The organism is Enterobacter sp. 725m/11 (genome assembly GCF_011683705.1).
GTDB classification, from domain to species: domain Bacteria; phylum Pseudomonadota; class Gammaproteobacteria; order Enterobacterales; family Enterobacteriaceae; genus Enterobacter; species Enterobacter bugandensis.
The window spans coordinates 1-22,797 of record NZ_JAAQOK010000017.1 but is presented as its reverse complement, the minus strand read 5'-3'; the positions used below and the strand labels follow the sequence as shown (position 1 = coordinate 22,797).

The 22,797-nt window shown below is 57.5% G+C and carries 21 protein-coding genes; 9 read left to right on the top strand and 12 right to left on the bottom strand.

The window, feature by feature from the left end:
• Positions 1-10 precede the first annotated feature (10 nt).
• Positions 11-358, bottom strand: a complete 348-nt coding sequence (gene yajD, locus HBA26_RS09465; protein WP_003857471.1) for an HNH nuclease YajD — start codon at positions 356-358, stop codon at positions 11-13.
• 177 nt (positions 359-535) lie between these two features.
• Between yajD and HBA26_RS09460 the strand changes: the two genes are divergently transcribed.
• Positions 536-1,561: an LLM class flavin-dependent oxidoreductase gene (locus HBA26_RS09460; protein WP_048956325.1), complete on the top strand. Its 1,026-nt coding sequence runs from the start codon at positions 536-538 to the stop codon at positions 1,559-1,561.
• 28 nt (positions 1,562-1,589) lie between these two features.
• Entirely contained in the window at positions 1,590-2,537 is a 948-nt protein-coding gene (locus HBA26_RS09455) for a zinc-dependent alcohol dehydrogenase family protein (RefSeq protein WP_126345663.1), read from the top strand.
• A gap of 3 nt (positions 2,538-2,540) precedes the next feature.
• Here HBA26_RS09455 and HBA26_RS09450 read toward each other — a convergent pair whose 3' ends face one another.
• The gene (locus HBA26_RS09450; RefSeq protein ID WP_126345662.1) at positions 2,541-3,575 is read right to left on the bottom strand and encodes an AI-2E family transporter; all 1,035 of its coding nucleotides are present in this window, start codon (positions 3,573-3,575) and stop codon (positions 2,541-2,543) included.
• Between the two features lie 422 nt (positions 3,576-3,997).
• On the opposite strand from HBA26_RS09450, the gene mdtJ reads away from it, so the two are divergent.
• A complete protein-coding gene (gene mdtJ / locus HBA26_RS09445) occupies positions 3,998-4,360 on the top strand; it encodes a multidrug/spermidine efflux SMR transporter subunit MdtJ (protein WP_028012965.1) in 363 nt (120 codons plus the stop codon).
• Positions 4,347-4,676: a multidrug/spermidine efflux SMR transporter subunit MdtI gene (gene mdtI, locus HBA26_RS09440; RefSeq protein WP_028012966.1), complete on the top strand. Its 330-nt coding sequence runs from the start codon at positions 4,347-4,349 to the stop codon at positions 4,674-4,676. Before mdtJ ends, mdtI begins: the two co-directional genes overlap by 14 nt.
• Positions 4,677-4,714: 38 nt before the next feature.
• Here mdtI and HBA26_RS09435 read toward each other — a convergent pair whose 3' ends face one another.
• From HBA26_RS09435 to puuD, 8 genes are all read right to left on the bottom strand, one after another.
• On the bottom strand, positions 4,715-5,536 hold the full coding sequence (locus HBA26_RS09435) for a serine protease (RefSeq protein ID WP_028012967.1): 822 nt from the start codon (positions 5,534-5,536) through the stop codon (positions 4,715-4,717).
• Positions 5,537-5,815: 279 nt separating this feature from the next.
• Entirely contained in the window at positions 5,816-6,190 is a 375-nt protein-coding gene (gene asr / locus HBA26_RS09425) for an acid resistance repetitive basic protein Asr (protein WP_032642591.1), read from the bottom strand.
• A 148-nt stretch (positions 6,191-6,338) separates the two neighbouring features.
• On the bottom strand, positions 6,339-7,826 hold the full coding sequence (locus HBA26_RS09420; protein WP_126345661.1) for a carboxypeptidase M32: 1,488 nt from the start codon (positions 7,824-7,826) through the stop codon (positions 6,339-6,341).
• Positions 7,827-7,976: 150 nt separating this feature from the next.
• Positions 7,977-9,248, bottom strand: a complete 1,272-nt coding sequence (gene puuE, locus HBA26_RS09415) for a 4-aminobutyrate transaminase (RefSeq protein WP_048961371.1) — start codon at positions 9,246-9,248, stop codon at positions 7,977-7,979.
• 25 nt (positions 9,249-9,273) lie between these two features.
• Complete coding sequence (locus HBA26_RS09410; protein WP_126345660.1) at positions 9,274-10,554, bottom strand: FAD-binding oxidoreductase; 1,281 nt, start codon at positions 10,552-10,554, stop codon at positions 9,274-9,276.
• A complete protein-coding gene (gene puuC, locus HBA26_RS09405; protein WP_126345659.1) occupies positions 10,551-12,044 on the bottom strand; it encodes an aldehyde dehydrogenase PuuC in 1,494 nt (497 codons plus the stop codon). The genes HBA26_RS09410 and puuC overlap by 4 nt, the downstream gene beginning before the upstream one ends.
• A gap of 157 nt (positions 12,045-12,201) precedes the next feature.
• A complete protein-coding gene (puuR, locus tag HBA26_RS09400) occupies positions 12,202-12,759 on the bottom strand; it encodes an HTH-type transcriptional regulator PuuR (protein WP_013096835.1) in 558 nt (185 codons plus the stop codon).
• A 25-nt stretch (positions 12,760-12,784) separates the two neighbouring features.
• A complete protein-coding gene (gene puuD, locus HBA26_RS09395) occupies positions 12,785-13,549 on the bottom strand; it encodes a gamma-glutamyl-gamma-aminobutyrate hydrolase (RefSeq protein ID WP_028012974.1) in 765 nt (254 codons plus the stop codon).
• Positions 13,550-13,763: 214 nt separating this feature from the next.
• On the opposite strand from puuD, the gene HBA26_RS09390 reads away from it, so the two are divergent.
• Together HBA26_RS09390 and HBA26_RS09385 are read left to right on the top strand one after the other, a co-directional pair.
• Positions 13,764-15,182 carry a glutamine synthetase family protein gene (locus tag HBA26_RS09390; RefSeq protein ID WP_047075214.1) on the top strand — a complete coding sequence of 473 codons (1,419 nt, stop codon included), beginning with the start codon at positions 13,764-13,766 and terminating at the stop codon, positions 15,180-15,182.
• A 356-nt stretch (positions 15,183-15,538) separates the two neighbouring features.
• The gene (locus tag HBA26_RS09385) at positions 15,539-16,930 is read left to right on the top strand and encodes an APC family permease (protein WP_126345658.1); all 1,392 of its coding nucleotides are present in this window, start codon (positions 15,539-15,541) and stop codon (positions 16,928-16,930) included.
• Between the two features lie 63 nt (positions 16,931-16,993).
• Here the strand turns inward: HBA26_RS09385 and HBA26_RS09380 are convergent, their stop codons facing one another.
• On the bottom strand, positions 16,994-18,247 hold the full coding sequence (locus HBA26_RS09380) for an MFS transporter (RefSeq protein ID WP_126345657.1): 1,254 nt from the start codon (positions 18,245-18,247) through the stop codon (positions 16,994-16,996).
• Positions 18,248-18,368: 121 nt separating this feature from the next.
• On the opposite strand from HBA26_RS09380, the gene HBA26_RS09375 reads away from it, so the two are divergent.
• The 3 genes from HBA26_RS09375 to bioD all read left to right on the top strand — a co-directional run bounded on the left by HBA26_RS09375 (position 18,369) and on the right by bioD (position 21,441).
• Complete coding sequence (locus tag HBA26_RS09375; RefSeq protein WP_028012978.1) at positions 18,369-19,265, top strand: LysR family transcriptional regulator; 897 nt, start codon at positions 18,369-18,371, stop codon at positions 19,263-19,265.
• 129 nt (positions 19,266-19,394) lie between these two features.
• Positions 19,395-20,615 (top strand): sugar metabolism global transcriptional regulator Mlc, encoded by a 1,221-nt coding sequence (mlc, locus tag HBA26_RS09370; RefSeq protein ID WP_041910244.1) that lies wholly within the window; start codon positions 19,395-19,397, stop codon positions 20,613-20,615.
• 130 nt (positions 20,616-20,745) lie between these two features.
• Positions 20,746-21,441 (top strand): dethiobiotin synthase, encoded by a 696-nt coding sequence (bioD, locus tag HBA26_RS09365; protein WP_028012980.1) that lies wholly within the window; start codon positions 20,746-20,748, stop codon positions 21,439-21,441.
• On the opposite strand, the gene clcB is transcribed toward bioD, so the two are convergent.
• On the bottom strand, positions 21,376-22,686 hold the full coding sequence (clcB, locus tag HBA26_RS09360) for a voltage-gated ClC-type chloride channel ClcB (protein WP_126345656.1): 1,311 nt from the start codon (positions 22,684-22,686) through the stop codon (positions 21,376-21,378). The genes bioD and clcB overlap by 66 nt on opposite strands.
• Between the last annotated feature and the right edge of the window lie 111 nt (positions 22,687-22,797).

Here is a 22,797-nt window from a genome sequence, read left to right as displayed (position 1 = left end):
GACGAGAAGATTATTTCTTCTTATCCATCATCGCTTTTAAATCGGCAAACGGGTTAAACGTGGCGACACCCACGTCTTTTTGCGCGTCTTCACCGGCGACCACGGTGGTGCCGTACTGATCCGCTTCGGTGTATTTCGAATGCTCGTGATCGTGGCAAAACAGGCACAACAGCTCCCAGTTGCTGCCATCTTCCGGGTTGTTAGTATGGTCATGATCGATATGGTGAACCGTCAATTCACGCAGGTTGGAATAGACGAACTCCCGCGAGCAGCGTCCGCAGACCCACGGATAGATTTTTAATGCTTTCTCGCGATAGCCGCTTTCCAGTCGCGCGTAGTTTTTAGGGATCAGAGCCATTGCCGGTTTTACCTGCCATGAAAAAAGTGGGGAATATTATATCCATTATGGAGCGGAATGACGAACCCCTCTATTCCGTCAATTTATTTGATGCTTTCCGTTAAATAAACGGCATTTATTCTTACCGGGTAATGCGTAAAGTGGACAGAACGCAACGCATTATCAGGACACAGGGTTATGAAAAAGATCGGGTTTTTATCGTTTGGTCACTGGACGCCTTCTCCGCAGTCCGGCACGCGCTCGGCGGCAGACACGCTGCTGCAGTCCATCGACCTGGCCGTGGCCGCTGAAGAGCTGGGGGCGGACGGCGCCTATTTCCGCGTGCACCACTTCGCCCGTCAGCTTAGCTCGCCGTTCCCTCTGCTGGCGGCAATAGGCGCGAAAACGAAAACCATTGAAATCGGTACGGGCGTGATTGATATGCGCTATGAAAACCCGATGTATATGGCCGAGGATGCGGGCGCGGCGGACCTGATTTCCGGCGGCCGTTTGCAGCTTGGCATCAGCCGCGGCTCTCCGGAGCAGGTCATTGATGGCTGGCGTCATTTCGGCTATGTCCCGCAGGAAGGGGAAAACGAAGCGGACATGGCGCGCCGTCATACCGAGGTGCTGCTTGAGGTGCTGCGCGGCGAAGGGTTTGCAAAGCCGAATCCACAGCCGATGTTCCCCAATCCGCCTGGGCTGCTGCGCCTGGAACCGTATTCTGAAGGGCTGCGGGAGCGTATCTGGTGGGGCGCCGGTTCAAATGCGACGGCGGTATGGGCCGCTAAGCTCGGCATGAACCTGCAAAGCTCAACCCTGAAAGACGACGAAACCGGCGAACCGTTCCATATTCAGCAGGCAAAACAGATCCGCGCCTATCGTCAGGCGTGGAAAGAGGCAGGGCATGCGCGCGAGCCGCGCGTCTCGGTCAGCCGCAGTATTTTTGCCCTGATGGACGACCGCGACCGGATGTACTTCGGCGCCAGCCGCAACGACAGCGATAGCGTGGGGTATCTTGATGAAAAAACGCGCGCGATCTTCGGGCGCAGCTATGCCGCGGAGCCTGACAGGCTGATTGAACAGCTGAAGAAGGACGAGGCGATTGCCGAGGCTGATACGTTATTACTGACCGTACCGAACCAGCTCGGTGTGGATTACAATGCGCACGTGATTGAGTCCATTCTCAAACATGTCGCACCGGCAATGGGCTGGCGCGATTAAGTATTCCGCCGTCAGCCGTGAGATCGTAATGGAAAATCTGGCCCTCTGGTATCGCCGTTTTGGCGAGCCAGAATCTGTTCTGCAACCTGAAACTGCGCCGCCGGGCGCGCTTGCGCCGGGATACCTCCGTGTGCAAATGCTGTATGCGCCGGTGAACGCGTCCGATCTCATTCCCATTACCGGCGCTTACCGTCACAGAACCCCGCTGCCCGCCGTCGCGGGGTATGAAGGCGTCGGCGTTGTCATTCAGGCGCCCGCGTCTTTTGCGCATCTGCCGGGTAAACGCGTTCTGCCGCTGCGCGGGCAGGGCACCTGGCAGCGCTATGCGGATTGCCCGGCAGAGTATGCGATCCCCGTGCCTGATGATGTCGATTCACGCCTGGCCGCGCGGGCCTATATCAACCCGCTGGCGGCGCAGATGATGTTGAGCCACTATCCACCGCGGGGAAAGCGGGTGCTGCTCACGGCCGCCGGTTCGGATTGCGCCATTCTGCTCGGGCAGTGGGCGCGTCTGGCGGGGGCAGAGGCGGTGTACGGTATTCATCGTTCGCCCGTTCACGCTGAACGGCTGGCGGCGATGGGGATCGTTCCTGTCGCACAGCATGACATGCAGCGGATTCTCTCCGTTGCCGCGCGTGCCGACGTCGTTTACGATGCAACCGGCGGGGCGCTGGCGGAAGCGATCCTGAGCGTGCTGCCGGAGCAGGGCATATTTGTCTGCTACGGGCTGCTCTCCGGGCAGACCTTCCGCCAGCAGCGGCCCCTGCCGCGCGTGGCGTGGTTCCATATTCGTAACTATCTGGATGGGCTCAGCGCAGAGGCGTGGCGCGCGGCGTTCGATCAAATCTGGCCCCGGATGCGCGCCAGTGAATACAGCCCCGGAACGGTGTACCCTCTGACGGACTGGCAGAGGGCGCTCAGGGCTTACCGTGAAGGAGGAAGGGCAAGCAAGCCCCTCATGTCGATGGCGGAATGACGGCTATTGATGGCTCATATCGCTCAGCAGCACGGCGATGCTTTGCCCGCCCGCCGTCTGTTCCAGGCCAATCTTCACGATGATGGTCAGCGGAACGGAGAGCAGCATGCCTACGGGACCGAGCAGCCAGCCCCAGAAAATCAGGGACAAAAAGACGACCAGCGTCGAAAGCCCCAGCCCACGCCCCATCATTCGTGGTTCAAGAATATTCCCGAATACCAGGTTAATCGCCAGATAGCCGGCCAGCAGAATCAGCGCATCATAAAGTCCGCTGAACACCAGCACCTGAAGAATAGGGGGGATTGCCGCCAGCACGGAGCCGATGTTAGGAATGTAGTTGAGCGCAAATGCCAGTAACCCCCAGACGAACGCAAAGCGGACGTCCAGCGCCACCAGCATTCCCCAGACCACCACCCCGGTGACCAGGCTGATGACGGTTTTCAGTACCAGATAGCGTGAAACGCTGTCCAGCGCGCGCTGAATAGCGCCCATTCCTTCAACCGGACGAACCATGATTTGCTGTAACTTTGCGGGCAGCTGTGGCACCTCCAGCAGCATGAACACCACCGTTAAAAACAGCAGGAAAATGGAGGTCATGGCATTGGAAAGCTGCGTCAGCAGGCCTGTGACGATGGTCATGGCCGCATTAGGGTCGATATATTTAAGAAGCTCCTCAACCGAGACTTCTATTCCCGCGCGCTGAAGCCAGGGCTCAAGCTGCAGCAGCGGTATCGCCAGCGAGGAACGGTATTTCGGCAGCGTTCGCGCCAGTTCGTTCAGCGAGGTACCTAGATACGCAACCAGTAACACCATGGCGAAAATAATGACGCTAATTAGCAGGGTAATTGCCAGCACGCGCGGGATGCGCAGCCGCGTCATGCGCCGGACCAGTGGGTTAAGGATCACCGCAACAAACAGGGCCAGAATAAAGGGCACAATGATGTCGGCGGCAAAACGAACGCCCGTGAGTATGATCACCAGCATGCCCAGCATGATGACAATTTTTAACCCGTTGAGGGTAATAATGGGTTTAGCCATGGTGACTCCAAAAAATGCTTTTTATTTATAATAGAGGGTAAACGTCCTGCAATAAACTAACCAAAATCAAACGGGATGGGTAAAGAATTGAAAAGACTTTGAGTAAAATCTTCAGTTATGGTACAAATTTGGCGTGTTCAACTACCGAGGACAATTTTCATCCGCAAAGACGAGAAGCAACAACGCGGATAATTGTAATTTTATGGACAATTTGTTCAGGACCTATTCTTCAAACAACGCTGCTCTATTTTCTACCTCCTTCTGCCTGATTGCTGGTGAGCAACACTGGCGCACCGCACTATAGTCACCTCTTCTGCCTGAGCTGGCGCTACGCGCTTAGCTATCTGATTTAATTTCATATTTTTTTGGTTTGCTGCATGCAGCGGGCCACGATGGATTATATTCTCAAGCAGGAGAAAAACATGTTTTACTGGATCTTATTAGCCCTGGCTATCCTCGCTGAAATTACCGGCACGCTGTCAATGAAATGGGCAAGCGTCAGCGAGGGCAATACCGGTTTTATTTTAATGCTGGTGATGATATCCCTTTCCTATATTTTCCTCTCATTTGCGGTGAAGAAAATTGCGCTGGGTGTGGCCTATGCGCTGTGGGAAGGGATCGGTATTTTATTGATTACGCTGTTCAGCGTTCTGATATTCGACGAAACATTAACAACAATGAAGGTCGCCGGGTTAACGACGCTGGTCGCGGGTATCGTGCTGATTAAATCAGGTACCCGTAAACCGACAAAACAGCAGAAGGAGCAGAACCATGCAACAGTTTGAATGGGTTCATGCGGCCTGGCTGGGCTTCGCCATCGTGCTGGAAATTCTGGCGAACGTTCTGCTGAAATTCTCTGACGGTTTTCGCCGTAAGGTTTATGGCCTGATGTCGATTGCCGCAGTGCTGGGGGCATTTAGCGCCCTGTCACAGGCGGTCAAAGGTATCGATCTGTCCGTGGCCTATGCGCTGTGGGGCGGTTTTGGTATCGCCGCCACCCTGGCCGCAGGGTGGGTGCTTTTCGGGCAGCGTTTAAATAATAAAGGCTGGATAGGGCTGATCTTGCTGCTGGCGGGCATGATCATGATAAAACTCGCCTGATGAATCGGTAACGCTGATTCACAGACAGCCGCGCTGGCTTACTCTTTAGCCAGCGCTTCCAGCTTATCGCGAAAACCGGTGACGGATAAGGCCCGGTTATCGGCTCGCCAGCGGTCTTTCGCCGCCGGGGCGGAGCTTTGAACCCCAATCAACTGCCAGCCGTTATCGGTTTTCAGCATCAGCGGTGAACCGCTGTCGCCCGGCAACGTATCGCACTGATGGGAAAGCACGCTGGTCTGCGCCCAGCCCGTCACGATACAGTCCGTGTGGGTGTAAAGCGCATCCAGATGATCGACCGGGTAGCCTGACTGCGTTACCTTGCGGTCGGCGGCTTTCAGCGCGGCGGTGAGCGCCGCTTTATCGCCGTCAAATAACGGCAGCGGCGTAATGCCCGAAGGCGGGTAGCGCAAAATAATCAGGCCAAAATCCCATGAGGCTGCCGCGGGCGGCACAATCCAGCCGTCTCCATCCGGTTTAAGACGTTTCCCAAGAGAAGCATCAACCCGACCTTCAATGCCGTGGATTTCATAGCGCCAGATCCCTTTTTGCGACACAAATCGTAAGACAACCGCTTTGTCTGGCTTACCGTTGGGTGGCGTCAACAGGCAGTGGCCCGCCGTCAGCGCTAATTGCGGGGTGATTAACGTCGCGGTACACAGGTTGCCGCTGGCGGTTTCCAGTTGGCCTATAGCGTCCCAGGGAGCCTGGGTAGGATCGGTGACGCGAGTACGATCGTCATGACCGAAAAAAAGCGTCTTTAGCTCTTTCGCGCTAATGGCGTTATCACCGCCATCATCCGCCTGTGAAAATCCAGAAAAAAGGCCAAACGTTCCCAGCAACAACACAACAGATTTACGCATATCACACTCTGGTGGGGGTAATTATGATTATTAAAAGTGAACCCTATGAAAATACTATAGACGGGACGGCGCTAAAGTGGGAGTAAAATCAGCGTGCTACAGTCAGGAAAGATAAAAGCGGCTGGCGATTAGCGCGCATAAAATAAGCAGGATAAGAATCAGCTCAAACCGATAGCGTCGCAGCATACGCCCTCCGGATAAAAAAAACGGCGCAGAACCTTTTCCGGTTCAGCGCCGGTTTACCAACGTGCCCCGCAGGGCACGGTTAAGCTTGTACGCTTACGCAGCTGGCTGTGCAGCTGGTTTAGCAGCTTCGTGTTTTACTGCTTTTTTGTGATGCTTTTTCGCAGCCTGGGCTTTCTGCTCTACGGCTGGTTTAGCGGCTTTCTTGTGGTGCTTTTTCGCAGCCTGAGCTTTCTGCTCTACGGCTGGTTTAGCGGCTTTTTTGTGGTGCTTTTTAGCTGCCTGTGCTTTTTGCTCTGCAGCCGGTTTAGCGGCTTTGTGGTGTTTCTTGTGATGTACGGTTTTTGCTGGCGCCGCGGTGGTCGTTGCAGCAGGCGCAGCAGCAGCTGGTGCAGCAGTGGTTTCAGCAGCAAACGCAGCAGAAGACAGACCCATAGCAGCGGCAACAACCAGAGCTAATACTTTTTTCATGTTCATACCCTCGAATTTGGTTTTTCATTTAACCCCACTGCGGGGCCGTTGAAATAACTATATCCCTGTAAATTCGGGGTTTCCGTGAGTGATTGGTATCGGCGTGTAACCATATGTACAAGGCCGGGGAAGAACCCCGGCCTTATCATTACAGGTAGCGTGAGGTCAGGTGTTCGCGGAAGTAGCGGATATTCAGATCTTCCCCCGTCGCCTGGGTGATTAACTGCGACGTGCTAAAGCGGCTACCGTGCTGCCAGATGTTCTGACGCAGCCACTCAAAGAGTGCTGAAAAATCGCCCTCAGCGATGGAGGCCTGCAGTCCCGGAAGCGCCGTTTTGGCCGCATGGAACAGCTGCGCGGCATACATGGCCCCCAGCGTATAGGATGGGAAGTAGCCAAAACCGCCGTCGGTCCAGTGGATATCCTGCATACAGCCGTTGCGGTAGTTATCTTTGGTGGATAATCCGAGCCAGGCCTGCATTTTCTCGTCCCACAGGGCGGGGATATCGTCCACCTCAATCTCGCCGTTGATCAGCGCCCGCTCAATCTCATAGCGCAGCACCACGTGTGCCGGGTAGCTCACTTCGTCGGCATCGACGCGGATATAACCTGGCTTCACGCGCTGGTTCCAGGCGATAAAGTTCTCTTCGCTAAACGCCGCCTGACTGCCAAAGCGGGCGTGAACGGCTGGGAGGAGGTGCTTAAGAAAGGCTTCGCTGCGTCCCAACTGCATCTCAAAGAACAGGCTCTGGGATTCATGGATCGCGGTTGAGCGTGCCAGGGCAATAGGCTGGCCTGCCCACGCGCGCGGCAGGTTTTGTTCGTAGCGCGCGTGTCCGGTTTCGTGGATCACGCCAAACAGCGCGCTGAGCAGCTCGTCCTCATCATAGCGCGTGGTGATGCGCACATCTTCCGGTACGCCGCCGCAGAACGGGTGCGCACTTACGTCGAGGCGACCGCCGTTAAAATCGAAGCCGAGCATCTTCATGGCTTCCAGACCCAGTTCGCGCTGGGTTGCCGTCGGGAAGGGGCCCTGCGGCGGAACGAACGACCGCTGAGCCTGTTTCTCCACCGCGCTTGCCAGCAGGTCCGGCAGCCAGGTTTTCATATCACCAAACAGCACGTCCAGGCGCGCGCTGGTCATGTCCGGTTCAAAAATATCCAGCAGCGCGTCGTACGGCGTACAGCCTTTGGCTTCTGCGCGCAGGCGGGCTTCTTCACGGCTGAGTTTCACCACTTCTTTCAGGTTGGCGGAAAAGCCCTGCCAGTCGTTCGCGGGACGCTGCGTACGCCAGGCGTGCTCGCACCTGCTGCCCGCGAGAGATTTGGCTTCCACCAGCGATTCCGGCAGCAGGGTAGCCTGCTGATACTGTCGCGTCATTTCACGCAGGTTGGCCTGTTCGACGTCATTCAGATCTTCCCCTGCTGCGGCCGCTAACAGGTCGCCGACTTTTTTATCGGTCAGGATCTGATGTTGCAGGACGCTCATCTCTGCCAGCGCTTCACCGCGCGCGGCGCTGCCGCCGGGCGGCATCATGGTGAACATGTCCCAGCTGGCGATGGAGGAGAGATGCGAGAAGCGGGAGAGGCGCTGGAAGGTTTTCACAAGTGACTGATAGGCGGATGTTTTTTGCAATTCTTATTTCCTCATGCCAGGGATGTGTTTCAGGGAGCATACAATGAAACCGAGCAAATTCCCCAACATTTCCCACACGGAGGAAATCTATGCCGATCTCCTCCGTTGAAACCGTCTCCGGAATGCCGGGAGACGGTTTTCGGTGGGCACTCAGGACTTATCGCGCATAACCTGTTGCAGGATCGCCAGTGCCTGGTTGAACTGGGCATCCGGAATGGTCAGCGGATAAAGGAAGCGGATCACGTTGCCGTACTGGCCGCAGATCAATAACAGCAGGCCCTGGGCGAGCGCCTTTTGCTGGATCGCCTGCGCGATGGCGGCCGAAGGCTCACGGCTCTCGGGATCAAAAAACTCCGCCGCAATCATCGATCCTCTTCCCCTTATCGCCACGAGCGCAGGGAAGGTGCCCTGAATCTCCTCCAGCGTGGCTTTCAGTCGATCCCCCAGATGGCAGGCGCGGGCGCACAGTGACTCGTTGTCGATAATATTCAGCACCGCGTGCGCGGCGGCCACCGCAAGCGGGTTGCCTGCATAGGTCCCCCCCAGACCGCCGGGCGCCGGCGCGTCCATGATTTCGGCGCGACCCACCACGCCAGACAGCGGCATTCCGCCTGCCAGGCTTTTCGCCATCGTCATCAGGTCGGGCTTGTCCACGTAGTGTTCCATGGCAAACAGTTTACCCGTACGGGCGAAGCCGCTCTGCACTTCGTCGGCAATCATCACGATCCCGTGCTCATCACAGATTCGGCGGATGGCGGCCACCAGCTCTGGCGGGGCGACGTTGAATCCGCCTTCACCCTGAATGGGTTCAAAAATAATCGCCGCCACCTGTTTCGCCTCAATATCCGCTTTGAACAGGCGTTCTATCGCCGTGATGGCATCCTGCGTCGTGATGCCGTGCAGCTCGGAGGGATACGGCACGTGATAAACCGACCCCGGGAAGGGGCCAAATCCCAGCTTATAAGGCGCGACCTTGCCGGTTAAGGCCATGGTCATATAGGTTCGGCCGTGGAAGCCTCCGCCGAAGGCAATCACGCCCGGTCTGCCGGTGTGGGCCCGGGCGATTTTAATGGCGTTTTCCACCGCTTCCGCGCCCGTGGTGAAGAACGCCGTTTTGGCCGGGCTCTGCACCGGGGCCAGCTCGTTAAGTTTCTCAGCTAATGAAACATAGCTTTCATACGGCACAATCTGGTAGGCCGTGTGGGTGAACTGGTGAAGCTGTTTTTCCACTGCGGCCACCAGTTCAGGATGACGATGGCCGGTATTCAGCACCGCGATCCCGGCGGCGAAATCAATATAGTCGTTGCCTTCCACGTCGGTGAGGGTGGCATTCTCCGCCGTGCGGGCAAAGAAATTACACATTACGCCTACGCCGCGCGGGGTGGCAGAAAGTCTGCGCTGATGAAATTCCTGGTTACTCATGTCAGATACCCTTTTGTCGAAACGATCATACGCCAAGACGATCGCGCAGGCTGTAATACGCCGCGCCCATCGCCGTGAATGGAATCCGCAGGCTGCGACCGCCCGGGAAGGGGTAGTGCGGGAGATTGGCAAACGCATCAAAGCGCTCAGCGTCACCGCGCAACAGTTCCGAGATCAGCCGTCCGGCCAGGTGGGTGCAGGTCACGCCGTGGCCGCTGTAGCCCTGCATGTAATAGATGTTCTTGTCCAGACGGCCAAACTGCGGCATACGGGACAGGGTCAGCAGGAAGTTGCCCGTCCAGCGGTAGTCGATTTTGACGCCTGCCAGCTGAGGGAAGGTTTTCAGCAGCTTTGGCATTACCAGGCGTTCGACATCGTCCGGATCGCGCGCGCCATAGACGACGCCACCGCCGTACAGCAGGCGGTTGTCGGCGGTGAGACGGTAGTAATCCAGCAGGTAGTTACAATCTTCCACGCAGTAGTTATTGGGGATCAGTGTGCGGGCGACCTCTTCCGGCAGCGGAGCGGTGGTCACCACCTGGGTGCCGCAGGGCATGCTGCGTTTTGCCAGCTCCGGTTCTATCTTATCGCCCAGATAGGCATTCCCGGCGACGATCACGAAGCGGGCCGTGACCTGGCCATGCTGCGTGCTTACTAATGCCGGGCTGGTGTGCTGAATGGCGGTCACCGGAGACTGTTCATATACACGCCCACCGTTCAGGCGAATGGCGTCCGCTTCGCCGATCGCCAGGTTCAGCGGATGAATGTGCCCCCCGCTGCGGTCCAGCAGCGCGCCGGTATAGCGGTCGCTGTCGACTTCCCGACGGATGGCGCTGGCGTCCAGCAACTCCAGCTGGGTGTTGCCGTAGCGTTCCCAGTTGGCCTTTTGCTCCTCCAGCGTCTCCAGCTGCTTATGGTTTAGCGCCACAAACAGCCCGCCGGGACGATAGTCGCACTGGATCTGATAGCGCTGGATACGCTCCCGAATAATTTCCCCGCCTTCAAACATCATGCTCCCGAGCACTTTGGCGGCATCGGGCCCGTAGTTTTTCTCGATCACGTCGATATCGCGGCTGTAGGAGTTAACCAGCTGGCCGCCGTTGCGTCCGCTGGCGCCGAAACCGATGCGCGCCCCTTCAAGGAGCACCACGTCGTAGCCCATTTCGGCGAGATGCAGCGCGGAGGAGAGGCCGGTATAGCCGCCGCCCACCACGCACACGTCACAGCTGATCGACTCGTTAAGCGTCGGGAAAGGTTCATAAGCATTCGCGCTGGCCGCGTAGTAGCTGGTGGTATGTTCGGTCATGATTGAGGCTCCAGGGCAATCCAGATGGTTTTCAGTTCGGTAAATTTTTCCAGCGCGTGCAGGGACTTATCGCGACCGTTGCCGCTCTGCTTATAGCCGCCAAAGGGGACGGTCATGTCACCGTCGTTATAGTTATTGACGAAGATCGAGCCGGCTTTCAGGCGGCGGCTCATGCGGTGCGCGCGGGAGAGATCGCGGGTCCATACCGCCGCGCCAAGCCCGTATTCACTGTCGTTGGCCAGCGTTAAGGCTTCCTCTTCGGTTTTAAAACGGGTGACGACCAGCACCGGCCCGAAAATCTCTTCCCGGCACAGCGGGGAGGTAGGATCGATGTCGACAAAAATGGTGGGACCGACTGCGGAAGGCCATGATTGTTCCCGCCCGTCCAGCAGCAGCGTACCTTTCCGGGCTCCCTCGCGAATAAACGTGTGGACGGTATCGGCGTGCCCAGCGTCGATGAGCATGCCCATCGTGCTGTCCGGGTCGAGCGGATCGCCCGGCTGCCAGCGGTGGGCCTGCGCTTTCAGCCTTGCCAGGAAGTCATCGGCGATGCTGTCTTCGAGCAGCAGGCGGGTACCGGCGATACAGACTTGCCCCTGGTTATAAAAAATCCCGGCGGCGGTCGCGCTCACGGCCTTGTCCATGTCCGGACAGTCGGCAAAGATAATGTTGGCGCTCTTGCCGCCTGCCTCCAGCCAGACGCGCTTCATATTGCTTTCTCCCGCGTCCTTCAACAGCTGCTTGCCGGTACGGGTAGAGCCGGTAAACGTCAGCACTTCGACCTCCGGGTGCAGTGCCAGCGCCTGGCCCGCTTCGTGGCCGTAACCGCTTATCACATTCAGCACGCCGTCCGGCAGGCCCGCCTCTTTCGCCAGCCCGGCCAGGCGCAGGGCGGTGAGCGGTGATTTCTCCGACGGTTTTAATACCACGCTATTGCCCGCGATCAGCGCCGGGCCCAGCTTCCAGCAGGCCAGCAGCAGCGGGAAGTTCCAGGGGACGATGGCCGCAACAACCCCGATCGGCTCGCGCACGATCATCGCCAGCTCGCCCGGACCCGTAGGAGCCACTTCACCGTAGACTTTATCCGCCGCTTCGGCGTACCAGCGAATGGCGCGAGCCGCGCCGGGAATATCGTCGCGCAGGCTGTGGCGGATGGGTTTACCGGTGTCCAGCGTTTCCAGTAAGGCCAGCTCTTCGCCGTGGCGCTCCATTAAATCGGCGAGCTTATTCAGCACGGCCTTGCGCTGCGCCGGAGACGCCTGTGACCAGTCGCCGCGCTCAAATACCTCACGTGCGGCCTGAACCGCGCGGTCCACGTCCGCCTGCTTGCCCCGGGCCACGTTCGCCAGCGTCTGTTGGGTAGCGGGATTGACGGTTTCAAACGTGGCATTATCGGCGGCGTCACAATAAGCACCGTTAATAAATAACCGGGTCTCAATGGCGCTGTTTTTTGCTTTATCCTGCCAGTAAGTCAGGTGCTGAAAATGCATATTCACTCCTTTCTTTCGCAATCAGATAAATAAAGGCATGGCCGTTTCAGGCAATACGAAGCCGTGGGGCATCCCGGGAATTAACCCGTTGAATGCCGACATTGATCGTTTTTATTTGTCCCGGCGTAAGCGCACTTACGCCGGGACTGAGTGGTAATTAGAACGTGGTGGGGGTGTGGGCACTGATAATGCGGCAGATGCCTGCCGAGGTATTGCTGAAGCTGTGCGGTATGCCGGTATTGATGGCATAGCTCTGCCCTGCAACCAGGTGATAAGGCTGGCCATTAATGGTCAGCACTATTTCACCTTCCAGTATCGTACCGATCTCCTCACCCTGATGTTTGATCCTCTCTCCGGTCGTGGTTCCAGGCTGGTAAGTTTCAAAAATCATCGCCAGCGTACGGTTCGGATTTCCGTTATGAACCAGCTTCATCGAAACCCCCTGACTGCCTATTTCGATAAGGTCTTCCTGATTAATAACCACCTGCGGTTCATCAGGTTTTTCCGGTTCCGAAAAGAATTCCGAGAGCGACAGCCCATAGACTTTCAGCAGCTTTTGCAGCGTACTGATGGCAGGACTCACTTTGTCCTGCTCAATGGTGCTGATGGCACTGTGTGTTAACCCAGACAGTTCGGCGGCACGCCGCTGCGAGAGACCCAATTGCTGGCGGATCTCAGACAGACGTTTCCCTGGCGCCAGTCCGTCATCGCTCATAGTTGCATTTCCTTTACGGTAGTGGTCAAAGCCGTTGCTTCTCGGCAATGTGGCTTTGACAGGCGGTGATAAAACCATCAAACAACATACGTGACAGGGCGTACTCGCTGCTGTTCCATTCGGGGTGCCATTGCACGCCGAGGGCAAAAGGGTGGTCATGAACGCTGACCGCTTCGACCAGCCCGTCCGTCGAACGGGCCTCCACGCGGAGCCGTGGTCCTAACGTTCGTGCACCTTGCCCGTGTAACGAGTTTACCCAAAATGTGTTACAGCCTGGTATTAATTGAGAAAGCAGTCCTCCCTCCTGAACCTGAACTTCATGAGAAGGGGCGTATTGTAGCTCAACCGGCAGTTCAGGATCTTCCCGGTGTTCAAGCAGGTCGTTCTGCTCGAACAGGCGGCGATACAGCGTTCCTCCCGTCGCAACAACCAGTTCCTGCAGCCCCCGGCAGATGGCGAAAATGGGGATGCGCCTTTCGAGCGCGGCGGCAATCAGCGCCATACTCAGAAGATCTCGCCCGGGATCGGCGTCAGGCTCATCGCCGTTTTCACCATAAAGGTGCGGCTGCACGTTACTTGGGCTGCCCGGCAGGTAAATCCCGTCCAGGGTTGGCAGCAGAGCGGTAAGTAGCTCTGGCTCTGCCAGCGCATGGGGTAAGGCAATCGGTAAGCCCCCCGCGTTAATAATGGCATTCAGGTACTTTTCTTGCAGGGTCTGGGTCTCATGACCCTTAAGCCTGTTTCTGCACATCACTACGCCAATAACTGGCTTGTTCATTATATTTTCCATGATCGCCCTCACAAAGTGGACTAAATTTAGGCCATTCTCGCCTGTGAAACGGCCTTTTCGTTCAATATTTTCTCAATCTAGCAACGGGATCTGCCTTTTGCAAACTTAATTTAACATTTGACAAACAATTTGTTTGCATACAGATTCGATAGGGTGGACATTATATTTGACAGTCCAGAGCAGCGAACGCAAATCCCAAAAACGGTGGTAAATCATGGAAACCAATATCGTAGAAGTTGAGAACTTTGTGCAGCACACGGATGAGAGGCGGGGCAGCGCCTTTACGCAGGAAGTGAAGCGCTATTTAGAAAAGTATCCTGACACCCAGTTTATTGATGTCCTCCTGACCGACCTGAACGGCTGTTTTCGCGGCAAGCGCATCCCGGTTGCCGGACTGAGCAAGCTTGAAAAAGGCTGCTATTTCCCGGCATCGGTTTTCGCCATGGACATTTTGGGTAACGTCGTGGAAGAGGCGGGCCTGGGGCAGGAGCTCGGCGAGCCGGACTGTATCTGCGTGCCGGTACCGGGTACCCTGACGCCGTCCGCCGCCGACCCGGAATACATTGGTCAGGTGCAGCTCACCATGGTCGATGAAGATGGCGCTCCCTTTGACGTTGAGCCGCGGAACGTACTCAACCGACTCTGGCAGCAGCTGCGCCAGCGCGGTCTGTTCCCCGTGGTAGCGGTAGAGCTGGAGTTCTATTTACTTGACCGTAAACGCGATGCCGACGGCTATCTGCAGCCACCCTGCGCGCCGGGCACCGACGTACGCAACACGCAGAGCCAGGTCTACTCGGTTGATAACCTGAACCACTTTGCTGACGTGCTGAACGACATTGACGAACTGGCGCAGCTGCAGCTGATCCCCGCCGACGGGGCCGTGGCTGAGGCCTCCCCGGGCCAGTTTGAGATAAACCTGCATCATACGGAAAACGTGCTCGACGCCTGCGATGATGCGCTGGCGCTTAAACGTCTCGTCAGACAGATGGCGGAAAAACATAAGATGCACGCCACGTTTATGGCAAAGCCGTATGAAGAGCATGCGGGCAGCGGGATGCATATTCACATCAGCATGCAAAACAACCGAGGCGAAAACGTGCTCGCAGACGCCAGCGGCGAGGATTCCGCGCTGCTGAAACGCGCGCTGGCCGGGATGATCGATCTGATGCCCGCGTCCATGGCGCTGCTGGCGCCGAACGTCAACTCCTACCGCCGCTTCCAGCCGGGAATGTACGTACCGACGCAGGCGTCATGGGGACACAATAATCGCACCGTTGCCCTGCGTATCCCCTGCGGCGATCGCCATAACCATCGGGTCGAGTACCGGGTGGCGGGCGCTGACGCGAACCCGTATCTGGTGATGGCGGCGATTTTTGCCGGCATTCTACACGGGCTGGATAACGATTTACCCCTGCAGGAAGAAGTGGAAGGCAACGGTCTGGAGCAGGACGGACTGCCGTTCCCGATTCGTCAGAGCGATGCGCTGTGGGAATTTATGCAAAACGATAGCCTTCGCGAGCGGCTGGGCGAACGTTTCTGCCACGTCTATCACGCCTGCAAAAATGATGAATTACTGCAGTTTGAACGCCTGATTACCGAAACAGAAATTGAGTGGATGCTGAAAAACGCCTGATGACGTGCCCCGGTAAGGGGCCGCTTTGTTTCATCGCATATGTATCACCAAACGGCCTGCGCGGAGCCTGGCCGAAACGTTCGCTGGCACGCCAGCTATCTCCCGGGAGTCGCGTTATGGAGCGCAGGCGGCACAGGGACTTTCTTAACGACACTGTGTGACGAGGTAGGAAATGATGCAGATGTTCAACTATCCGCAGGGCGAAGGGGGCCAGTCAGGCGCCTGCTGTGAGTGCGAGCGAGAGACGCTGCGCTGGTACGATCGCGTATGTTCTTTACAACTTCCCCCTTTGCTAAGCAGGTTTGCGTTACGGTCAGCGCGATTGCAAACCACGGTAAGCATGGGGGGGATGGTTTATGGCGACTAACACGTCTCTTGATTCGCCGCGCATGGCCGGAAGAACCCGGCTGCGCAGTTCCCTCAAGCTCTGGCAGGTGGTCATGATGGGGCTGGCTTACCTCACTCCCATGACCGTGTTTGATACCTTCGGCATTGTGTCCGGTATCAGCAATGGCCACGTGCCCGCCTCGTATCTCCTGGCGCTGGCGGGCGTCATGTTTACCGCCATCAGCTACGGCAAACTGGTGCGACAGTTCCCGGAAGCGGGCTCTGCTTACACCTACACGCAGAAATCGATCGGCCCTCACTTAGGATTTATGGTTGGCTGGTCATCGCTGCTGGACTATCTCTTCCTGCCGATGATCAACGTGCTGCTGGCGAAGATCTACCTTTCCGCGTTGTTCCCTGAAGTCCCGCCCTGGGTCTGGGTGGTGGGGTTTGTGACGATCCTGACGCTGGCGAACCTGAAGAGCGTTAACCTGGTCGCCAACTTTAACACCCTGTTTGTGCTGGTGCAGGTCGCCATTATGGTGGTGTTTGTCATACTCGTAGTGCATGGCCTGCACAAGGGGGAGGGGGTTGGCACCGTCTGGTCGCTCCAGCCGTTTATCAGCGAGAACGCGCACCTGCTTCCTATCATTACCGGCGCGACTATCGTCTGCTTCTCTTTCCTCGGCTTTGACGCTGTTACCACGCTCTCGGAGGAGACGCCAAATGCGGCGCGGGTTATTCCCAAAGCCATTTTCTTGACCGCACTGTATGGCGGGCTGATATTTATTGTTGCCTCGTTTTTCATGCAGCTCTTTTTCCCGACGATCGCGCGCTTCAAGAACCCGGACGCCGCGCTGCCGGAAATTGCGCTGTACGTGGGCGGCAAGCTCTTCCAGTCGGTGTTTCTGTGCACCACGTTTGTGAATACGCTCGCTTCAGGCCTGGCCTCGCACGCCAGCGTCTCACGCTTATTGTATGTGATGGGGCGTGACAACGTCTTTCCTGAGCGGGTGTTTGGCTACGTGCATCCGAAATGGCGCACTCCGGCCCTGAACGTGATTATGGTAGGGATAGTGGCGCTGTCGGCCCTGTACTTTGATCTGGTGACCGCGACGGCGCTGATCAACTTTGGCGCGCTGGTGGCGTTTACGTTTGTTAATCTCTCGGTGTACAACCATTTCTGGCGGCGTAAGGGGCTGAACAAAACGTGGAAAGATCGGCTCCACTATTTCCTGCTGCCACTCATTGGTGCCGCAACGGTCGGCGTGCTCTGGATCAACCTCGAAGCGACGTCCCTGACGCTTGGCCTCATCTGGGCGGCACTGGGTGTCCTTTACCTGACCTGGCTCACGCGCCGCTTCCGAAAACCGCCTCCACAGTTTGAAGCCAGTAAGATAGAGCAGGCCTGGGATTCCTGAACGTGAAACGGCACCAGTAAGCTGGTGCCGTTTATCTGGATCGGGCATCAGCCCGCAGGATGATTATCTCAGGCGTTTATGAAGGCTTGCGCCCACCAGCAGTGCGGCACAGAGCATCAGCGCGATAAATCCGCCCACGCCGTTCCAGCCGTAGTTATGCCAGAACACGCCGCCCAGCGTCCCGGCGATGCTTGAGCCCAGATAATAGCTAAACAGATACAGCGACGATGCCTGGCCTTTGGCGCGACGCGCGCGCGGGCCAATCCAGCTGCTGGCGACGGAGTGAGCGGCGAAGAACCCTGCGGAGAAGAGCAGCATCCCGGCAAAGATAAGCCACAGGGAGGAGAAGAGCGTCAGCAGCAGGCCGAGCAGCATCACCGCGGTAAACACCAGCATCACCGGCCCGCGGCCAAAGCGTGCCGTCATCGCCCCGGCTTTCGGCGAACTCCACGTACCGGTGAGATAGGCCACGGAAAGCAAACCCACAACGGCCTGATTCAGATGCCACGGCGAGAGCATCAGGCGGTAGCCAATATAGTTAAACAGCGTCACGAAGGAACCCATCAGCAGGAATCCCATCAGAAACAGTCGCGGTAAACCTTTGTCACGCCAGTGAAGGCGGAAGTTGATAAACAGCGTTTTCGGACGCAGAGACGTCGGGCGAAAATGGCGCGATTCTGGCAGGATTTTCCAGAACATCAGGGCCGATGCCAGCGCAAAACACCCGATCACCGCCAGCGCAATGCGCCAGCTAAAGAAGTCCGTGAATACCCCGCTCAGCAGACGCCCGCTCATGCCGCCAATCGAGTTCCCGCTGATGTACAGCCCCATCGAAAAGGCAACGAAGCTCGGGTGGATCTCCTCGCTGAGATAGGTCATCCCGACTGCCGCCACGCCGCTGAGCGAGAGCCCGATCAGCGCGCGCATCATCAAAATGCCGTGCCAGCTGGTCATCATTGTCGAGAGTAACGTACAGACCGAGGCCAGCATCAGGGCGGTTACCATCACCTGTTTACGGCCAATGGCGTCGGAGAGCGGGCCGGTAAAAAGCAGGCCAATTGCCAGCATCCCGGTTGAAATGGAAAGCGAAACGCTGCTGCTGGCAGGCGATACGCCAAACTCGTGGGAGAGAACCGGCAGGATCGGCTGAACGCAGTAGAGCAGGGCAAACGTTGCCAGACCGGCGGAAAAGAGCGCCAGCGTGACGCGCATAAACTGGGGGGTACCACGTTTGATGAACTTAACCGGCTGCGATGCTACAGGCAAATCATTAATATCTCTGGCCGGCTCGATATCAATGGTAGATGTACGACTCACACAGTTTCCTTGCTTAAACATCCCCGTGATTTCTGGTGACGGGTATGACCACACGTTCAGGGTAGGAAAATGTAAATATTCTGTCTAATATATTAATAATCTCAAATGATACTTTAAAAATATGAATATCGAGCTGCGTCATCTTCGCTACTTTGTCGCCGTCGCTGAGGAACTGCATTTTGGCCGCGCGGCGGCACGGCTGAACATTTCTCAGCCGCCTTTAAGCCAGCAGATTCAAATCCTCGAACAGCAGGTCGGGGCGCGTCTTCTGGCCCGCACCAACCGCAGCGTGAGCCTGACGGCAGCGGGTAAGCAGTTTCTGATCGACAGCCGACAAATTCTGAGCATGGTCGACGACGCCGCTGCCCGGGCGGAACGGCTCTATCTTGGGGAAGCCGGGGAGCTGCGGATCGGGTTTACATCGTCCGCGCCGTTTATCAGCGCCGTCTCGCAGACGCTTTCGTCCTTCCGCCGTCATTTTCCGGACGTGCATATTCAGACGCGCGAAATTAATACCCGCGAGCAGATTGCGCCGCTTAACGAAGGTGCGCTCGATCTGGGGCTGATGCGTAATACCCAGCTGCCGGACACGCTGGCGTGGGAGGTTATCCTGCGCGAACCGCTGATGGCCATGATCCCGAACGATCACCCGCTGGCGTCGCGTCCGGCGGTTTCGCTGGCGGAGCTGGCAAAAGAGCCGTTTGTCTTTTTTGACCCGCAGGTCGGGACGGGCCTGTATGACGATATTCTGGGGCTGATGCGCCGCTACGATCTGGCGCCGGTCATTACCCAGGAAGTGGGAGAGGCGATGACCATTATCGGCCTGGTCGCCGCCGGGCTGGGCGTATCGATACTCCCGGCCTCCTTTAAGCGGGTACAGCTGCGCGAGATGCGCTGGGTTGCTATCGCCGAGGAGGATGCCGTTTCAGAGATGTGGCTGGTGTGGTCAAAACATCGCGAACAGAGTCATGCTGCCCAGCGCTTCAAACAGCGATTAATCCAGGCTTCCGCGGTCTGATATTTCCCTGGAAAACGGGTAAAAATGTGCGGTAAATCACAAGGCTAAGTAAATATTTGACGACACCCATGGAAGTGCTTCACCATAGCCAACAGTTTATTTCGAAGCTCGAAAATAAGGGAGTACGAGGTGGTTGCTGATAGTCAGCCAGGGCATATTGATCAGATTAAGCAGACCAATGCTGGCGCGGTGTATCGCCTGATTGATCAGCTTGGTCCGGTTTCGCGTATCGATCTGTCGCGCCTGGCACAGCTGGCACCTGCCAGTATCACCAAAATTGTCCGCGAAATGCTGGAAGCGCACCTGGTCCAGGAGACGGAAATTCAGGAGCCGGGCAGCCGTGGTCGTCCGGCGGTCGGCCTGGTGGTCGAGACGGAAGCCTGGCACTACCTCTCGCTGCGCATCAGCCGCGGAGAGATCTTCCTTGCGCTGCGCGATCTGAGCAGCAAGCTGGTGGTGGAAGACCGGCTTGAGCTGCCGCTCAACGCCGAGGAACCACTTCTCGATGCGATTGTCTCCCATATCGATCGCTTCTTTATTCGCCATCAGCAGCGGCTTGAACGCTTAACGGCGATTGCCATCACCATGCCCGGCATTATTGATACCGAAAATGGTATTGTTCACCGCATGCCGTTTTACGACGATGTTAAAGAGATGCCGCTGGGCGAAGTGCTGGAAAACCATACCGGCGTGCCGGTCTATATTCAGCACGACATCAGCGCCTGGACGATGGCGGAAGCGCTGTTTGGCGCGTCGCGCGGTGCGCGGGATGTCATTCAGGTGGTCATCGACCATAACGTCGGGGCGGGGGTGATCACCGACGGACGGCTTCTCCACGCCGGGAGCAGCAGCCTGGTGGAAATTGGTCATACCCAGGTCGACCCGTACGGCAAGCGTTGCTACTGCGGGAACCACGGCTGTCTGGAGACGATCGCCAGCGTGGAAAGCGTGCTCGAACTGGCGCAGGTGAGGCTCAGTCAGTCCATGAGCTCCTCGCTTCACGGCCAACCCTTAACGGTGGATTCCCTTTGCGCCGCCGCGCGTCAGGGGGATCTGCTGGCGAAGGACATTATTACCGGGGTGGGTAATAACGTAGGCCGCATTCTGGCGATTATGGTGAACCTCTTCAATCCGCAAAAAATCCTGATCGGCTCACCGCTCAGCCAGGCGGCGGAGATCCTTTTTCCGGCGATTACGGCCTGTATTCAGCAGCAGTCGCTTCCTGCCTACAGCAGAAATATTGCGGTAGAAAGTACCCAGTTTTCCAACCAGGGCACGATGGCCGGGGCGGCGCTGGTCAAAGATGCCATGTACAACGGCTCGCTGCTTATCCGCCTGTTACAGGGTTAACTCTTTTCCGCAGATGTAAGAAAAATTGCGCTATCTCAAGCCGGGTAGCGCACGCATCCCGTAGACTTCCTCCACTGAATTATTTACCTGGTTGATATTTTCGAAGCATACCCAAGAGGTGGAGTGAGTCATGCTTAAGCGTTTCTTTGTTACTGGTACAGATACCTCTGTCGGCAAGACCGTTGTATCCCGCGCATTGCTGCAGGCTCTGACAGCAAGCGGTAAACGCGTCGCTGGGTACAAACCGGTCGCAAAAGGGAGTAAAGAGACGCCAGAGGGATTGCGAAATAAAGACGCCCTGGTGCTGCAAAGCGTCTCGTCGCTGGAACTGCCTTACCACGCGGTCAATCCCATTGCGTTAAGCGAAGATGAAAGCAGCGTGGCGCACAGCGGCCCGATCAATTATTCCCTGTTATCCGACGGGCTGGCGAACCTGAGTGAGCAGGTCGATCACGTAGTCGTCGAAGGAACGGGCGGCTGGCGCAGCCTGATGAATGATTTACGCCCGCTGTCTGAATGGGTCGTGCAGGAGCAGCTGCCGGTAGTGATGGTAGTGGGGATCCAGGAAGGGTGTATCAACCACGCGCTGCTGACGGCGCAGGCGATTGCCAATGACGGCCTGCCGCTGGCTGGCTGGGTGGCAAACCGTATTAATCCAGGCCTCGCGCACTACGCGGAGATCATCGACGTACTGAGCACCAAACTGCCTGGCCCGCTGGTGGGGGAGCTGCCTTATCTGCCTCGCGCCGAGCAGCGCGAGCTAGCGCAGTACATCGATCTCTCTGCCCTCGGTGGCGTGTTGACCGTAGATCGAGTCGTGGCGTAACGTCCGCGACAGTACGGACGCTATCACGCAGGCGACCAGTAAACCGGGCAGTAAAAAATACTGCCCGGTCATTTCACAGACCATCAGCGCCGACATAATGGGTGCATGCGTGGTCGCAGCGAGCAGCGTTGCCATCCCGGCCAGCCCCAGCAACATGGCCGTCTCAGAACCCGGCAGCCACAGCGCGAAAAGCTGCGCGAACAGCATCCCCGTAGCCATACCGACAAACAGCGTAGGCGTAAATACCCCGCCCGGCGCACCCGAACCGCTGCTTGCCAGCACCGCCAGCAATTTACAGATGAACACGCCGGCAATCACCGACAGCAGCGGCGGGGCGAGCAGAAAAGCCTGAACCACGCTGTAGCCGTTCCCCCAAACCTTCGGCGTCAAAAGAGAAAGCAGCCCGACAATCAAGCCGCCGAGCGCCAGCTGCCACGGAGGCGAAAGCCTGAGACGCAGGAAAAGCCCGTGGCTGAACGCCATCAGCCACATCAGCAGCGGTCCGCAGAGACCTGCCAGCAGCCCCATCGCGACCAGCAGGGCATAATCTGCCGCGGTGAGAATGCCGCTCAGATGGACCTCGTAGAGCGTACCGGCACTCGGTGCCAGGAGTTGCGTCGTAAGAAGCGCCACCACCGCCGCAATCACCACGGGGCCGAGCGAGGCCAGCATCAGCGTGCCAAAAAGAATCTCTGCAATGAACAGGCTTCCGGCTAACGGAGCATGGTAGGCGCTGGCAATCCCGGCGGCGGCGCCACAGGCGATCCAAAGCTTCCATTCCGATTTGGGCGTAAAGCGCCGGGCAAAAAAGGAGGCGGCGAGGGCGGCAAGCAGGATCATGGCCCCTTCGCGGCCGATGGCGCTTCCGCTGGCAACGACCAGCAGCGAAGCAAGAGATTTAACGAGGCTCGCGGCGTAATCAAACTGACCGTCGCCGGTCTCCAGCGCTTCCATATAATCGGTCGGCGCGTGGGGACGCTGGGCGTTCAGGCGCTGCCATCCCCAGAGCAACAGCCCGGCAGCCAGCCCGCCCAACGCGGGCGTCAGCGCGCGCCTCCAGGGGGAGAGCGACGCGGCGGCATTCACCAGGCTGCCGCTGTCATTGCTCAGAAGCAGCCACTCCAGCAGGTACATGCTGTGGCGGAACACCGCAACGGCCAGCGCGGCCAGCACGCCGGTGACGGTGGCAATCAGGAGTCGGCGAAACATTGCGCGGATGTCGGGGTACGTATGAAGACGTTGCATGGGTCGCGAGTAAACGGGGACGATGTCCTATTGTGGTTGGAACTCAACCAGTATGCAAATGAGCTTTTATAGGGCTGTCTCTTATACACATCTGACGCTGCCGACGACGGA